The organism is Streptomyces sp. NPDC052079 (assembly GCF_040680275.1).
Lineage (GTDB): Bacteria > Actinomycetota > Actinomycetes > Streptomycetales > Streptomycetaceae > Streptomyces.
Genome location: NZ_JBFAWL010000001.1, coordinates 416834 through 431281, shown reverse-complemented (window position 1 = coordinate 431281; position 14448 = coordinate 416834). Strand labels below are relative to the sequence as shown.

Here is a 14448-nt window from a genome sequence, read left to right as displayed (position 1 = left end):
GAAGCGTGTGGGCGCTTCCGATAAAGAGCCTGTGGGGGAACAGTGCGATGATGTCCGGAAGTTGACCGGAACCGTGCCATCATTCGACCGAATAAGTGCGCAACCGGGCACACCAACTGCCCTGGTGCGTCTCCTCGTTCAGCTGCCCAGGGCCGTACGCAAACGGTCGGGATCGGTCGTCGGCGCGTCGCATGTGAAATTACGGCACACATAGGCGGCTGGTTCACCGCCGACGAGGGGACGGTCGGCGAGCAACGGGAACTCGTCGCTCTCCGGAGTCCCGACGGCGATCACCGCGCCCGGCGCGGTGCCCAGAAGTGCCGTACGGTGCAGGGCGGTTGTCGCCGGATCGTCGAGCGCCGGGCCGACCACCGCGATCTCCCGCGGGCCGTCCAGCGCCGCCTCGGCGACCGCCAGCCCCCACCCGATGAACCGCGGCACCCGCGGTCCGAGCGCCTTCACCACACCCAACGCCCGCTCGGCCGCGGTGCGATGCCGCTCCGAACCGGTGTGCGCGGCATAGCTCAGCAGCGCGCCCGCGGCGGCCGTCCAGCCGGACGGGGCCGCGTTGTCGGTCGGGTCCTGCGGACGCCGGATCAGCCGCTCCGCGTCCGACGCCGTGTCGTACAGCGCACCCGACGCCTCGTCGGTGAAACGTTCCAGGATGTGGTCGACCAGCAGCCCGGCGAACTTGAGCCACGCCCCGTCGCCGGTCACCGACGCGAGCGCCAGGAAGCCCTCGGCGACGTCCGCGTAGTCCTCGAGCACCCCCGCGTTGGCGCCGACGTGCCCGTCCTTGCTGGTACGGGCGATACGGGCCTTCTCGTCGAAGTGCAGCCGGACCAGCAGGTCCCCGGCCGCGACGGCCGCCTCCGTCAGATCCGGCCGGCCGAAGTACGCCCCGGTCTCGGCGAGCGCGGCGATCGCCAGCCCGTTCCAGGCGGCGACCACCTTGTCGTCCCGGCCGGGGGCGGGCCGTGACGCCCGCGCCGCGAGCAGCCGCTCCCGGATGCCGTCGATCCGTTCGGCGTCGAACACCTCGTCCCGCTGGGGCAGTTGCAGCACCGAGGCGCCCTCCTCGAAGGTGCCCTCCTCGGTCACCCCGAAGTACCGCGCGGCGAGTTCGGCATCGTCCTCCCCGAGTACCTCGCGCAGTTGGGCGGGCGTCCACACGTAGTACGCGCCCTCGACATGCCGTCCCGTGCCATCGTCGCTGTCGGCGTCCAGCGCGGACGCGAACCCGCCCTCCGGCGTGCGCAGTTCGCGGACCATGAAGTCGGCGGTCTCCAGCGCCACCCGGCGCGCCGGCTCCGAGCCGGTGGCCCGCCACAGGTGCGCGTACACGCGGCACAGCAGCGCGTTGTCGTACAGCATCTTCTCGAAGTGCGGCACCACCCAGTCCCGGTCCACGGAGTACCGCGCGAAACCGCCGCCGAGCTGGTCGTAGATCCCGCCGCGCGCCATCCGCTCGCAGGTGTCCGCCGCCATCTGCAGCGCGCCCTCGGCGCCGGTGCGGGCGTGGTGCCGCAGCAGGAACTCGATCACCATGGACGGCGGGAACTTCGGCGCCCCGCCGAACCCGCCCCGCTGCGGGTCGTACTCACGCGTCAGCCCCAGCAGCGCCTGCGCGAGCTCCTGCTCACCGGGGACCCGGTCGTCGCCGTAGGAGAGCTCCCGCTCGGCCAGGTCCCGGGCGATCTTCCCGGCCACGTCGGTCACCTCGTCGCGCCGCTCCGTCCAGGCCTGGTGCACCCCCTGGAGCAGCTGTCGGAAGGACGGCATGCCGTGGCGGGGCTCGGGCGGGAAGTAGGTGCCGAAATAGAACGGCTCCCCGTCCGGCGTCATGAACACGGACATGGGCCACCCGCCCTGCCCGGTCGCCGCCTGCACGGCCTCCATGTACACGGCATCGACGTCGGGCCGCTCCTCACGATCGACCTTGACGTTCACGAAGTGCTCGTTCAGGTAGTCGGCGGTGGCCTGGTCCTCGAATGACTCGTGCGCCATGACGTGACACCAGTGGCACGCGCTGTAACCGACGCTCAGGAAGACCGGGACATCACGCCGCCGGGCCTCCTCGAAGGCGCCCTGCTCCCAGGGCCACCAGTCGACGGGGTTGTCCGCGTGCTGGAGGAGGTAGGGGGACGTGGCCTGCGCGAGTCGGTTCGGCATACCCCCATCCTTACGCATCCATGGCCGGGATCGACCTCATGAAACTGTCATGCCCGCGCCGTGCTCGACGGTGTGGCGGCGTGCAACGGTGATCGCCGCCCCCTCGCGCCCACGCCCCGTCCGAAGGACACTCGTAGGCAACGGACTTGCAGCCGGAGGGGGACGTGGCATGAGGGACGGTCACCGGGCTGATGCCGAGCGGTTGCTGGCGCGGGCCGTGGAGGAGGATGTGCGCCGGTCGGGCGGGCGCACGGACGGCACGACGCTGCTGACGCGGGCGCGCGGCGCGCTGGACGCGATGGCCGAGACGGCGGCCGAGGAGTACGAGGCGTACACCCGCGCCCTGGACGAGGCGGCGGACGGACAGCTCACCTTCCGCCAGCGCTACGCGCGCGAGGGCGCCGGGACGCCGCTGCTGGTGGCCGGGGTGGCGGGGCTGGCGGCCGTCGCCGCCGACATGGCGCTCGGGACGGGCACCGGGACGGCACTGGGCGCGGGCGTGGCCGTCGGTGTCGCCGGCGCGGCGGCCACCGTGGTGAAGGTGGCCGGGGCCCATCTGCCCGCCGCCCATCACCGGGCCGGGGCGGTGAGCCAGCCGGGCGGGCCGGAGCAGCTGAGGCTGCAGTGGCTGACGGCGCTGGAGGTGCGCGGCATCCGCCCGTTCCTGGACCAGCAGCGGGTGCTCGCCGCGTCCACCGGGCCGGCGAAGGGGGGACCGCGGCTGCGCGGCAGCGACAAGAGCGCGGCGGCCCGCGGGCGCAGTGTGCTGGAGCAGTCCTTCGGGCAGCTGCCCGAGCCGCACGGTCCCTTCGCGGGCCGGCGGCAGGAGCTGGGCCGGATCCGGCAGTGGGTGCAGGCCGCCCGCGCCAGTACGGAGACCCGGCCGACGGTGGTGGTGCTGCACGGGGCGTCCGGCAGCGGCCGTACGACCCTCGCGGTGCGCGCCGCGCATGAGCTCAGGGACTACTTCCGCGGGGCCTGTGTCGTCGACCTGCGCGGTGACAGCCCCGGTGAGCCCCCGCTGTCCACCCGGGACGCGCTGCTGCATCTGCTGAACCGGCTGGGGGCGCCGCGCGAGCAGCTGCTGTTCCGCGAGCGGTCGTCCCCCGACCAGCAGGTCAAGCGGCTCAGCGAGCTGTACCACCAGCATCTGACCGGGCTGCCGGTCACCGTGGTCCTCGACGACGCCTCCGATCCGCAGCAGGTCCGCACCCTGATTCCGGAGCGGTCCGACAGCCTGGTGCTGGTCACCTCCCGCTCACCCCTCGGGCTGCCCGACGATCTGCCGGCCCGGGTGTACCGGCTGCCGGTGGAGCCGCTGGACGCGGCCGGCGCGGAGGAACTGCTCGCGGCCGCCGCGCAGGACTCCTCGGGGCCGTACGACGCCGAGTCCGCCGAGCGGGTGCGGGAGCTGTGCGGAGGCCTGCCGCTGGCGCTGCGGGCCGTCGGCGCCGCCCTGGGTCCGCGCTCGCCGCTCGCACTCGCCACCGACCTCGGCGCCTACGGGCCCGTCGAGCCGGTCGAGCGGGCCCTGTGGCTGCGCTACACCGACCAGCCGGAGATCCTGCGCCGGCTGCTGCGCCGGCTCGCGCTGGCCGGCCGGGCCTCGCTGGGCGCGGCGGCCGCGGCGGCGCTCCTGGCCACCGACGAGACGGAGGCGACCCGGCACCTGGTCGCGCTGAACCGCGCCGGGCTGATCGACCGCGTACGCCACAGCCGTTACCGGCTGCACGACCTCGTCCGCGCGTTCGCGCTGGCGCGACTCCTCGACGAGGAGGACCCCGACGAGCGCTCGGCGGCGCAGGAACGGCTGATCGTGAACTACGCCGAGCTGGCCGACTCGGTGCTCCGGCTGGTCGACGGCAATATGTCGACGCGCTCGGACCGCTTCAGCCCGTACGGCTTCACCTCGCTGGACGAGGCGCTGCGCTGGCTGGACGACGAGTCGAGCTTCATCACGGCGGCGCTGCGGCATGCGGAGGGCGTGGACCGGGGGGCGGTGCAGAATCTGCTCGGCGCGCTGTGCGACTACTGCCTGCTGCGCGGCGACCTCTACCGGCTGGGCGAGATCAGCGAGCTGGCGCAGGCCGTGGACGAGGGGCTGCTGGTGCGCTCGGTGCAGTGGCGCACGGGTATCGCGGCGCGGCAGCTGGGCGAGCTGGACAAGGCGCGCACCACGCTGACGTCGGTGGTGGACCTGTACCGGGAGGCACACCACAACGCGGGCGCGGCACGGGCGCTGACCTCGCTCGGGATCACGCTGCACCACCAGGGCAATCTGACGGAGGCGTCGGCCAGGCTGCGGGAGGCCCTGGATCTGCAGGCCGCGCCCGAGCTGGCCACGGACCGCGCCTGGACGATGCACGCGCTGGCGGCGGTCGAGCGGGACCGCGCCCGGCCGGCCGAGGCGCTGGACCTGCTCACCGAGTCCCTGGTACTCCACCGCGCGGGCGAGTCCGTGCACGGGCAGGCGTGGGCGCACTTCCAGCTGGGACAGCTGAACCTGCGCATGGGCGACGTGCCGCGCGCGGAGAGCGAGCTGCGTACCGCCCTGGACCTGTACGGCCGTACCCGCGACGCCCGCGGTGAGGCATGGGCGCTGACGGAGCTGGCGCGGGCCCGGCTGGTCGACGGTGACGCATCCCCTGCGGTGGAGGAGCTGCGCCGGGCCGCCGCCCGGCACCGGGACAACGAGGACGCGCGGGGCGAGGCGTGGACGCTGTACTACCTGGGCCAGGCCCTGGAGGAGACCGGCAACCTGGACCGCGCGGTGCGCGAGCTGGAACGCGCCCGCACGATGTTCTCCCGGATGCGGGACGTCTACGGCCTGGCCTGCGCCCGGCACCACTCGGCGCGGGTGACCCGGGACCAGCGCGCGGCCCGGACGGGGTCGCTGCGCAACTCCGGATTCGCCCGGCAGCTCCTGGTGGACGCGCGCGCCGACTTCCAGCGGATCGGGGTGGCGCACGGCGAGGCGTGGACCTGCCTGGAACTGGCGGTTGTCGACGCGGGCAACGCGCGGACGCCGCAGGCCCTCGCCCTGTGCGACGAGGCGGGGTCCCTGTTCGCGTCCTACGGCGACCGGCGCGGTGAGGACTGGGCGCGCTTCCTGCGCTGCACGCTGCTGCCGTACGCGGCACCGGGCGGTACGGAGGTCGGTACGGCGGTGGCCCAGGAGGAACTGTCCCAGCTGGCCCGCGCCACCCACACCGCCCGCGACGCCAAACTCACCGACTGCGTGGAGGCCTACCAGCTCCTCCTGGAACGCGGCGTCACCCTGGAATCCGGCTGGCAGGCCTGGCACCTCGGCCTGGTCCCCAGCCGCCACGCCCGAGAAATCATGGGCGTCCCAGTGCCGCAGTAGCTGCAGGCAGTCGTGCCGCTGGGGCGGCACGGGTGGGCGCAGGCGGCACCCCGTATACGCCGGGGTGCGGGCAGTCGTGCCGCCCCAGCTGCGGGCAGTCGTGCCGCTGGGGCGGCACGGGTGGGCGCAGGCGGCACCCCGTATACGCCGGGCTGCGGGCAGTCGTGCCTCCCCAGCTGCGGGCAGTCGTGCCGCTGGGGCGGCACGGGTGGGCGCAGGCGGCACCCCGTATACGCCGGGCTGCGCACCACCCCCGGCCCACACAGTCACGGGGTCACTGCTCAGGCGTGCTTCTCAGCACCCGTACCCGCACCCCTCGCCTCAGGCTCCTCCGCCTCCACAAAGTCCACCCGCCCCATATGCCGGTTCATGGACTTCATCAGCCCCCACACCGCCAGAGCCATCACCGCGAACACGATGAACCCGAGAACCCCCGGGGTCACCTTGTCCTCGTCCAGCTCCTTTGCCAACGGCACCAAATGCGTCACTGCCAGGCTCGCGCTCACGCTCATGTCAGCCATTGTCCCGGATCCCCGCGAAGAGGTCGTCCTCGGGGAGGGAGGTATCGACGAGCGACTTCGCCAGCTCGTACTCCTCCGTCGGCCAGACCTCCTTCTGCAGCTCCATCGGCACCCGGAACCACCCCCCGTCCGGGTCGATCTGCGTGGCGTGCGCGATCAGCGCCTTGTCACGGGTCTCGAAGAAGTCGGCGCACGGCACATGCGTGGTGAGCGTGCGCTCCTTGCGCTCGAACTCGCTCCAGCGCTTCAGCCAGTCCCCGTACGGCGACTCCAGCCCGCGGTCCAGCATGGCCTGGTGCAGCGCCTCGGTGCGGGGACGGTTGAAGCCCTGGTTGTAGTACACCTTCATCGGCTGGTAGGCCGGGCCGAACTCGTCCTCGGGGTACTTCGCGGTGTCCGCCGCACCCTCGAACGCCACCATCGTGATCTTGTGGGTCATGATGTGGTCGGGGTGCGGGTATCCCCCGTTCTCGTCGTACGTGGTGATCACCTGGGGGCGGAACGCACGGATCCTGCGCACCAGCTCGCCGGCCGCCTTGTCGACGTCCTCCAGGGCGAAGCAGCCCTCCGGGAGCGGCGGCAGCGGGTCGCCCTCGGGCAGGCCGGAGTCGACGAAGCCGAGCCACTCCTGCTTCACGCCGAGGATCTCGCGGGCCTCGTCCATCTCCTTCTTGCGCACCTCGTGGATGTGCTCCTCGATGTACGGGTCGCCCTGCAGTTTCGGGTTGAGGATGGAGCCGCGCTCCCCACCCGTGCAGGTCACCACGAGCACGTCCACCCCCTCGGACACGTACTTCGCCATGGTGGCCGCGCCCTTGCTCGACTCGTCGTCGGGGTGGGCGTGCACGGCCATCAGTCGCAGCTGGTCAGTCAAGACTCAATCCTCAAGTCGTCAGGCGCCCTGTGTGCGGCGGCGCAGTCGCAGGCTTCTATAGTGACCGAATCGGGGGACGAAAAATTCCGGAGTTACGCTCCGGGACTGTCACGGGGACGCCGGTCCCTTCCTGCCGAGGAGACGATCATGAGTACGTCGAGCACGCGGCTGCCCGAGGGCCGCTACGGCCGCTCCTCGGACCAGCGTGCCGACCGCACCCTCAAGGTCGTCGGCGCCGTGCTGTCGGTGCTGATGCTCGGGCTGATCGGCTGGTTCGGCTACCACTACGTCGCCGAGAACGAGATCAGCGGCGAGGTGATCGGCTTCGAGGTCTCCGACGACGACGCCGTGAAGGTGCAGCTGGAGGTGCACAAGGACGCGGGCGTCGACGGCTACTGCACGGTCCGCTCCCAGGCCGAGAACGGCGCCGAGGTGGGCCGCGCCGACTTCCGCTTCGACAAGGACGCCACGCGCGTCGACGACGTCGTCACGCTGCGCACGACCTCCCGGGCCACCTCGGCCGAGCTCGTCGGCTGCCACGCGGAGTGACGTGGCGGGAATACCTGGCCGGTGACCTGCGCTGACAGAAGTCTGGGGGCTTATGTCCTCCCCTTGCGGGCACTCAATTGTTAGGCTCGTGGTTTCGCCCATCCACGGAGGACCATCCTTCTTGGTAGGGCGTTGCTTTGTATTTCCCAGTACCTACGAGGAGCACCTGTGACCCAGACCAGCGAGAACGTCACCTGGCTGACCCAGGAGGCGTACAACAAGCTCAAGGACGAGCTTGAGTACCTTACTGGTCCCGCGCGCACGGAGATCGCCGCCAAGATCGCCGCCGCGCGTGAGGAGGGCGACCTGCGGGAGAACGGCGGGTACCACGCGGCCAAGGAGGAGCAGGGCAAGCAGGAGCTCCGGGTGCGCCAGCTGACCCAGCTCCTCGAGAACGCCAAGGTCGGCGAGGCCCCGGCGGCCGACGGCGCCGTGGCACCCGGCATGGTCGTCACCATCGCCTTCGACGGCGACGAGGACGACACCCTGACCTTCCTGCTCGCCTCGCGCGAGTACGCGAGCGCGGACGTGGAGACCTACTCCCCGCAGTCCCCGCTCGGCTCCGGCGTGATGGGCCACAAGGTCGGCGAGGACGCCGAGTACGAGCTGCCCAACGGCAAGACGGCCTCGGTGAAGATCCTCAAGGCCGAGCCGTACCGCGGCTGACCCGCCCCGCGATGTCCCGACGGACCCCCGGCGCCCCTTGGGGCACCGGGGGTCTCGTCATGCCGCGGCGGAGCGGTACTTGCGGACCGCGAGGGTGCGGAAGAGCGCGATGATCAGGACCGAGTAGATCAGCGAGGCCCACACGGGGTGCTGCATGGGCCAGGCGTCCGAGGTCGAGACCCCCGGGTTGCCGAAGAGCTCCCGGCAGGCCTGGACGGTGGCGCTGAACGGGTTCCAGTCGGCGATGTGGCGCAGCCAGGGCGTCATGTTGCTGGAGTCCACGAACGCGTTCGACACGAAGGTGACCGGGAAGAGCCAGACCAGTCCGCCGGAGGTCGCCGCCTCCGGGGTGCGGACCGACAGGCCGATGACCGCGCCGATCCAGGTGAATGCGTACCCGGTCAGCAGCAGGAGCCCGAACGCGCCGAGCACCTCGCCGATGCTGGTGTGGGTGCGCCAGCCGACCAGCAGGGCGACCACGGCGAGCACGAGCAGGGTGAGCGCCGTCTGCACCAGGTCGGCGAGGGTGCGGCCGGTGAGGACCGCGCCGCGTGCCATGGGCAGGGAGCGGAAGCGGTCGATCAGCCCCTTGTGCATGTCCTCGGCGATGCCCGCGCCGGCTCCGGCGGTGGCGAAGGTGACGGTCTGGGCGAAGATGCCCGCCATCAGGAACTCGCGGTAGACCTCCGGGCTGGTGCTGCCGCCGATGTCCATGGAGCCGCCGAACACATACGAGAACAGCACCACGAACATGATCGGCTGGATGAGCCCGAAGATGACGACTTCGGGGATCCGGGCCATACGGATCAGATTGCGTTTGGCGACGACCAGGGAGTCCCGGATCGACTGGCCGATCGGGTTGCCGGGCGCGGTGACCCGCACGGCGTCGGTGACGGCACTCATTTCGCGGCCTCCTTGGCGGGGCGGTGTCCCTTGCTGTGACCGTCGGCTTCCGGTGGGCCGTCGTCGTGCTCGTCCTTGGCTTCCGCGACATGTCCGGTGAGGGAGAGGAAGACGTCGTCGAGGGTGGGGCGGCGCAGGCCGATGTCGTCGATCTCGATGCCCTCGGCGTCGAGTTCGCGGATGATCTCGGCGAGGAGCTTGGCTCCGCCCGAGACCGGGGTGGTGATCTTGCGCATGTGTTCCTCGACCGTGGTGTCGCCCTGGCCGAGACCCCGGAGGCTGTACTTGTCGAGGAGGGCGGAGGCGGCCCGGATGTGCTCGCGGTCGTGCACCACGACCTCGACGCGCTCCCCGCCGGTACGGGCCTTGAGCTGGTCGGAGGTGCCCTGGGCGATGACCCGTCCGTGGTCGACGACCGCGATGTCGTGCGCCAGGTGGTCGGCCTCCTCCAGGTACTGCGTGGTGAGCAGCAGCGTCGTACCGCCGGAGACGAGCTGTTTGATCACCTCCCACAGCTGCTGGCGGTTGCGCGGGTCGAGGCCGGTCGTCGGCTCGTCCATGAACATCACCGGCGGCGAGACGACCAGCGCGGCCGCGAGGTCCAGCCGGCGGCGCATACCTCCGGAGTAGGTCTTCGCGGTGCGGTCGGCGGCGTCCGCCAGGTTGAACTGCTCCAGCAGCTCGTCCGCGCGGGACTTCGCCGCCTTGGCCCTCATCTGATAGAGCTGTCCGACCATCTGCAGGTTCTCGCGGCCGGTCAGATACTCGTCGACGGCCGCGAACTGGCCGGACAGGCCGATGGAGCGGCGCACGGCGTCGGGCTGCTTGAGCACGTCCAGGCCGGCGACGACGGCCCTGCCGCTGTCGGGCCGCAGCAGCGTGGTGAGACAGCGGACGGTGGTGGTCTTACCCGCGCCGTTCGGCCCGAGCAGGCCCAGGACGGTGCCCTCGGGGACCTCGAGGTCGACGCCGTCCAGTGCCCTTACGTCTCCGAAGGTCTTCACCAGACCTTCGGCATAGATGGCGCCTGGCATATGAAATCTCCACGTCTTCGATTTTTCGGAAAGCCTAGGTTTGCGCGCTGCGATGCGCTCATGTTTTTTCGCCCGGCACGACAGCGGCACGTACGGCGGCCAGGCAGTGACGAGAGACACACTCTAACGCGATGTATCGCGTCTCTCAATGCATTTACCTGAAGGAGTGACACCGCCCCCGGCGTCAGTCCATGACCGTGTAACCCGCCTCGCGCAGAGCCCGTTCGACCTCGGCGCAGTGCGCCGGGCCCTTGGTCTCCAGGTGCAGCTCGACCTCCGCCTCCGTGAGCCCGAGCCGTGGATCGGTCCGTACGTGACTCACATCGAGGACGTTAGCGTCGACCACTGACAACGCCCCGAGAAGCGAGGCGAGGGCCCCCGGCCGGTCCGTCAGCCGCAGCCGAACGGCCAGGTAGCGGCCCTGCGCCGCCATGCCGTGCCGCAGCACCCGCTCCATCAGCACCGGGTCCACATTGCCGCCGGACAGCACCGCGACGACCGGACCCTCGAAGACACCGGGACGGCTCAGCAGCGCCGCCACCGGGCTCGCCCCGGCCGGCTCGACGACCAGCTTGGCCCGCTCCAGACAGAGCAGCAGCGCGGCCGACAACTCGTCCTCCGTGACCGTGCACACCTCGTCCACGAGCTCGCCGACGATCCCGAACGGCACGTCACCGGGCCGCCCCACCTTGATCCCGTCGGCCATCGTCGCCTGGTTGCGCACCGACACCGGACGGCCGGCCTCCAGCGACGGCGGATACGCCGCCGCGCCGGCCGCCTGCACACCCACGATCCGCACATCGGGCCGCAGCGCCTTCACCGCGACCGCGATCCCGGCGGCCAGCCCGCCCCCGCCGACCCCCACGACGATCGTGCGCACCTCGGGGCACTGCTCCAGGATCTCCAGGCCCACCGTGCCCTGGCCCGCGATGATGTCCGGGTGATCGAAGGGGTGGATGAACACCGCGCCCGTCTCGTGCGCGTACTCCATCGCCGCGGCCAGCGTCTCGTCGACCACCTGACCGTGCAGGCGCACCTCGGCGCCGTACTCCCGCGTGGCGCTGACCTTCGGCAGCGGGGCGCCCTCCGGCATGAACACGGTGGAACGCACCCCGAGCAGCGACGACGCCAGCGCCACGCCCTGCGCGTGGTTGCCGGCGCTCGCCGCGACGACACCGGCGGCCCGCTCCTCCGGCAGCAGCCCGGCGATCCGGACGTAGGCGCCACGCAGCTTGAACGACCCGGTCCGCTGGAGGTTCTCGCACTTCAGGTGCACCGGAGTGCCCACCCGCTGGGACAGATGCCGGCTGCTCTCCATCGCGGTGGTCCGGGCCACGCCGGAGAGCATCTTCTGGGCGCCGCGCACATCATCGAGGGTGACGGCCCGCAGGGAGCCGGCCGTGCTGTAGCTCATGACTCCAGCATCGCAGTTCACGGACGGCCACGACCGGTGTGACCAACCCGCGGACTCGGCTTTGCGCAGCGCCGGTACGGCCCGCCCCCCAGCCGCGTAACCTGTCCCCCAATGAGCAGCCCTCCACGAAGTGAGCCTCCGGCCATGCCCACAACACCTGAAATGTCGATGGACATGACGACGGACCTGACCACCGTCGGCGACACCGGTCTTCTCGACACGCTGCAGCACGAGGTGGCGTTGTTCGCCCGCCGTGCCGAACAGACCCGGCTCGGCGGGGTCGGCCAGGTGCGCAACTCGATGGACCGCGCCGCATACCTGCTGCTCAACCGCCTCGACAAGGAAGGTCCGATGGGCGTCAAGGCGCTCGCCGCGAGCATGGGGATCGACTCCTCCACGGTCACCCGTCAGGTGGCACCGCTCGTGGACACCGGCCTGGTCAAGCGGACCTCGCACCCCGAGGACGGCCGGGCGGTCGTGCTCCAGCTGTCCCCGCGCGGGCAGTCGCGGCTGGAGGAAGTGCGCACCTCGCGGCGTCAGTTGATGGCCGAGCTGACCCACGACTGGGCGCCGGAGGAGCGCGAGGCGTTCTGCGCGCTCCTGACGCGCTTCAACGGTGCGTTGTCTTCTCGGATGTCCGTTCAGGACCGGACGGGCTGAAAATCCAGCCCCTCCGGCGCTTGAGGAGCGGGGGTCCGGGGGCGGAGCCCCCGGAGGACGGGAACGGGAAGGGGCGGCGGGGGCGAAACAAAGCTGGAACCGTCATGCGCACGCACGGCTCTTGACCACGGGGTGCCTCCTGGCCTGATATGAGGGGTGGGGACCCAGAGGGGAGGGCGCGGCTGCATGGCACGGCAGGTGTCCGAGAACGCCTCCCGCACCCGCGAGTTCGAAGCGTACGTCGCCGGCGCGGGCGGACGGCTGCTGCACACCGCCACCCTGCTCACCGCGGAGCCACGGGACGCCAACCCGCGCGCGCGGCGCCTGCTCACCCTGGCGCTGGCTCATACGTACGCGTGCTGGGACCGGCTGCACGGCGAGGACCCCTACGACCACACCCGCCGGTACCTGGCGACCCGGTTCGCGAACAGCGCGTGGCACGAACTCGGCGGACTGCTCCGCTCCCGCCCCCACCCCGGCAGCCCGCTGGCCGCGCTCCCCCCGCAGGAACGCCTGGTCCTGGTGCTGCGGCTGCGCGAAGGCGTCGCCGAGGAACAGACGGCGGCGCTGCTCGGACTGCCCGCGGAGCGCGTGCGGGCGATCTTCAACCGCGCGATGGCGAACGTGCTGCGCCCGCCCAGGAGCCCGTCGCCCACGGTGGCGGGCGTCAAGGCGGTGCCGTCATGAGACGGGAGCCGGCATGGCAGGGATGAAACGCGAAGCGACCGTACGGCGGATGCTGGAGCAGTCACCGCCACCCGTCCCGCCCGACCTGCACCTGGACGCCACGCGGCGCGGCGCCCGCATCCTGCGGCGCAGGACGCTGGCGCGCCGCGCCATGTGGCTGCTGTTACTGGCGGCTGCCGTGGCGTTCACCGCGTGGGCGCTGACCGCCCGCCCGTGGGTGGAGCCACCGTCGGAGACGACTCCACCGCTCACGGGCTGGTGACCGGGGCCTACCGGCCGAGCGCCTGCTGGAGGTCTTCGAGCAGGTCGTCGACGTTCTCGATGCCCACGGACAGGCGCACCAGGTCGGCGGGGACCTCGAGCGCGGAACCGGCCACCGACGCGTGCGTCATCCGCCCCGGGTGCTCGATCAGGGACTCGACACCGCCCAGCGACTCGCCGAGCGTGAACACCTCGGCCCGGTTGCAGACCTCGACGGCCGCCTCCTCGCCGCCCTCCACGCGGAAGGAGACCATGCCGCCGAAGGCGCGCATCTGCTTGGCCGCGACCTCGTGCCCCGGGTGGTCCGGCAGCCCCGGGTACAGGACGCTCGTCACGCGCGGGTGACGGCTGAGCATGTCGGCGATCTTCGTGGCGTTCTCGCTGTGGCGGTCCATGCGCACCGAGAGCGTCTTGGTGCCGCGCAGCACCAGCCACGAGTCGAACGGGCCGGCGACCGCGCCCATCGCGTTCTGGTGGTAGGCGAGCTCCTCGCCCAGCTCCGCGTCAGCGGTGATCAGGGCGCCGCCGACGACGTCGGAATGGCCGCCCATGTACTTGGTCAGGGAGTGCACGACGATGTCCGCGCCGAGCGCCAGCGGCTGCTGGAGGTACGGCGTGGCGAAGGTGTTGTCGACGACGAGCCGGGCGCCCGCGTCCCGGGCGACCTGGGCCACGGCGGCGATGTCGGTGATGCCGAGCAGCGGGTTGGAGGGGGTCTCCACCCAGACGACCTTGGTCCTCGGGGTGATCGCGGCCCGTACGGCGGCGGGGTCGGAGGTGTCGGCGACCGACCACTCCACGCCCCAGCGGGCGACGACCTTGGCGAAGAGGCGGAACGTGCCGCCGTACGCGTCGTTCGGGATCACCACGTGGTCGCCCGGGCTGAGCAGCGTACGCAACAGGCAGTCCTCGGCCGCCAGTCCTGACGCGAACGCGAGACCGCGACGGCCGCCCTCCAGGGCGGCGAGGTTCTCCTCCAGCGCGGTCCTGGTCGGATTGGCGCTGCGGCTGTACTCGTAGCCCCCACGCAGGCCGCCCACACCGTCCTGCTTGTAGGTGGACACCTGATAGATCGGCGGGACGACCGCTCCCGTCAGGGGGTCGGCGGTATTGCCCGCGTGAATCGCGAGCGTCTCGAAGTGCTGACTGATGTGCCTGTCGCTCATGCGCCCGAGGGTAGTGCGCGGACGTCACGGACGGCGGCCACGGGGCGCCGGAGGGGCGGCGGGGTGCGCCGGACGGCGGGCGCGGTGGCGGCGGACGGGACAGCCGGGGGCCGCCGGACGGCGGGCGCGGGCGCCAGACGGCAGGCGCCGAGGGCACCGGACACGGCAGGCGCGAGG

General features: G+C 71.7%; 13 protein-coding genes. 6 read left to right on the top strand and 7 right to left on the bottom strand.

Annotated elements, in window-relative coordinates; translation table 11 throughout:
• Positions 1-138: 138 nt before the first annotated feature.
• Positions 139-2172, bottom strand: coding sequence for a thioredoxin domain-containing protein (locus AB0L56_RS02115; RefSeq protein WP_365417908.1), 2034 nt, complete (start codon positions 2170-2172; stop codon positions 139-141).
• 169 nt (positions 2173-2341) lie between these two features.
• On the opposite strand from AB0L56_RS02115, the gene AB0L56_RS02110 reads away from it, so the two are divergent.
• Positions 2342-5536, top strand: a complete 3195-nt coding sequence (locus AB0L56_RS02110) for a tetratricopeptide repeat protein (protein ID WP_365417905.1) — start codon at positions 2342-2344, stop codon at positions 5534-5536.
• 281 nt (positions 5537-5817) lie between these two features.
• Here the strand turns inward: AB0L56_RS02110 and AB0L56_RS02105 are convergent, their stop codons facing one another.
• Both AB0L56_RS02105 and mca read right to left on the bottom strand, forming a co-directional pair.
• Entirely contained in the window at positions 5818-6057 is a 240-nt protein-coding gene (locus AB0L56_RS02105; protein WP_361021873.1) for a hypothetical protein, read from the bottom strand.
• Positions 6050-6931 (bottom strand): mycothiol conjugate amidase Mca, encoded by an 882-nt coding sequence (gene mca, locus AB0L56_RS02100; RefSeq protein WP_361021871.1) that lies wholly within the window; start codon positions 6929-6931, stop codon positions 6050-6052. The genes AB0L56_RS02105 and mca overlap by 8 nt, the downstream gene beginning before the upstream one ends.
• 147 nt (positions 6932-7078) lie before the next feature.
• Here mca and AB0L56_RS02095 point away from each other — a divergent pair, with 147 nt between their 5' ends.
• Both AB0L56_RS02095 and greA read left to right on the top strand, forming a co-directional pair.
• On the top strand, positions 7079-7480 hold the full coding sequence (locus AB0L56_RS02095; protein WP_365417902.1) for a DUF4307 domain-containing protein: 402 nt from the start codon (positions 7079-7081) through the stop codon (positions 7478-7480).
• A 168-nt stretch (positions 7481-7648) separates the two neighbouring features.
• On the top strand, positions 7649-8146 hold the full coding sequence (gene greA / locus AB0L56_RS02090) for a transcription elongation factor GreA (RefSeq protein ID WP_361021865.1): 498 nt from the start codon (positions 7649-7651) through the stop codon (positions 8144-8146).
• 57 nt (positions 8147-8203) lie between these two features.
• Here the strand turns inward: greA and AB0L56_RS02085 are convergent, their stop codons facing one another.
• The 3 genes from AB0L56_RS02085 to ilvA form a co-directional block, all read right to left on the bottom strand.
• Positions 8204-9049: an ABC transporter permease gene (locus AB0L56_RS02085; RefSeq protein ID WP_361021862.1), complete on the bottom strand. Its 846-nt coding sequence runs from the start codon at positions 9047-9049 to the stop codon at positions 8204-8206.
• Entirely contained in the window at positions 9046-10083 is a 1038-nt protein-coding gene (locus AB0L56_RS02080; protein ID WP_361021859.1) for an ATP-binding cassette domain-containing protein, read from the bottom strand. The genes AB0L56_RS02085 and AB0L56_RS02080 overlap by 4 nt, the downstream gene beginning before the upstream one ends.
• A 184-nt stretch (positions 10084-10267) precedes the next feature.
• The gene (ilvA, locus tag AB0L56_RS02075; RefSeq protein ID WP_365417898.1) at positions 10268-11497 is read right to left on the bottom strand and encodes a threonine ammonia-lyase; all 1230 of its coding nucleotides are present in this window, start codon (positions 11495-11497) and stop codon (positions 10268-10270) included.
• A gap of 144 nt (positions 11498-11641) precedes the next feature.
• Between ilvA and AB0L56_RS02070 the strand changes: the two genes are divergently transcribed.
• The 3 genes from AB0L56_RS02070 (at position 11642) to AB0L56_RS02060 (ending at position 13106) form a co-directional block, all read left to right on the top strand.
• Entirely contained in the window at positions 11642-12157 is a 516-nt protein-coding gene (locus AB0L56_RS02070; RefSeq protein ID WP_365417895.1) for a MarR family transcriptional regulator, read from the top strand.
• 186 nt (positions 12158-12343) lie between these two features.
• The gene (locus AB0L56_RS02065) at positions 12344-12844 is read left to right on the top strand and encodes a sigma factor-like helix-turn-helix DNA-binding protein (RefSeq protein WP_361021850.1); all 501 of its coding nucleotides are present in this window, start codon (positions 12344-12346) and stop codon (positions 12842-12844) included.
• A gap of 13 nt (positions 12845-12857) precedes the next feature.
• Positions 12858-13106, top strand: coding sequence for a hypothetical protein (locus tag AB0L56_RS02060; protein ID WP_361021847.1), 249 nt, complete (start codon positions 12858-12860; stop codon positions 13104-13106).
• Between the two features lie 7 nt (positions 13107-13113).
• On the opposite strand, the gene AB0L56_RS02055 is transcribed toward AB0L56_RS02060, so the two are convergent.
• Complete coding sequence (locus tag AB0L56_RS02055) at positions 13114-14271, bottom strand: cystathionine gamma-synthase (protein ID WP_365417890.1); 1158 nt, start codon at positions 14269-14271, stop codon at positions 13114-13116.
• Positions 14272-14448 lie beyond the last annotated feature (177 nt).

What these genes read in the sequence shown, in the direction of transcription:
- ilvA (WP_365417898.1), bottom strand. Translation starts at nt 11,497, where the DNA reads ATGAGCTACAGCACGGCCGGCTCCCTGCGGGCCGTCACCCTCGATGAT.
- AB0L56_RS02095 (WP_365417902.1), top strand. Translation starts at nt 7,079, where the DNA reads ATGAGTACGTCGAGCACGCGGCTGCCCGAGGGCCGCTACGGCCGCTCC.
- AB0L56_RS02085 (WP_361021862.1), bottom strand. Translation starts at nt 9,049, where the DNA reads ATGAGTGCCGTCACCGACGCCGTGCGGGTCACCGCGCCCGGCAACCCG.
- AB0L56_RS02055 (WP_365417890.1), bottom strand. Translation starts at nt 14,271, where the DNA reads ATGAGCGACAGGCACATCAGTCAGCACTTCGAGACGCTCGCGATTCAC.
- AB0L56_RS02065 (WP_361021850.1), top strand. Translation starts at nt 12,344, where the DNA reads ATGGCACGGCAGGTGTCCGAGAACGCCTCCCGCACCCGCGAGTTCGAA.
- AB0L56_RS02105 (WP_361021873.1), bottom strand. Translation starts at nt 6,057, where the DNA reads ATGGCTGACATGAGCGTGAGCGCGAGCCTGGCAGTGACGCATTTGGTG.
- AB0L56_RS02110 (WP_365417905.1), top strand. Translation starts at nt 2,342, where the DNA reads ATGAGGGACGGTCACCGGGCTGATGCCGAGCGGTTGCTGGCGCGGGCC.
- AB0L56_RS02060 (WP_361021847.1), top strand. Translation starts at nt 12,858, where the DNA reads ATGGCAGGGATGAAACGCGAAGCGACCGTACGGCGGATGCTGGAGCAG.
- AB0L56_RS02070 (WP_365417895.1), top strand. Translation starts at nt 11,642, where the DNA reads ATGCCCACAACACCTGAAATGTCGATGGACATGACGACGGACCTGACC.
- AB0L56_RS02080 (WP_361021859.1), bottom strand. Translation starts at nt 10,083, where the DNA reads ATGCCAGGCGCCATCTATGCCGAAGGTCTGGTGAAGACCTTCGGAGAC.
- AB0L56_RS02115 (WP_365417908.1), bottom strand. Translation starts at nt 2,172, where the DNA reads ATGCCGAACCGACTCGCGCAGGCCACGTCCCCCTACCTCCTCCAGCAC.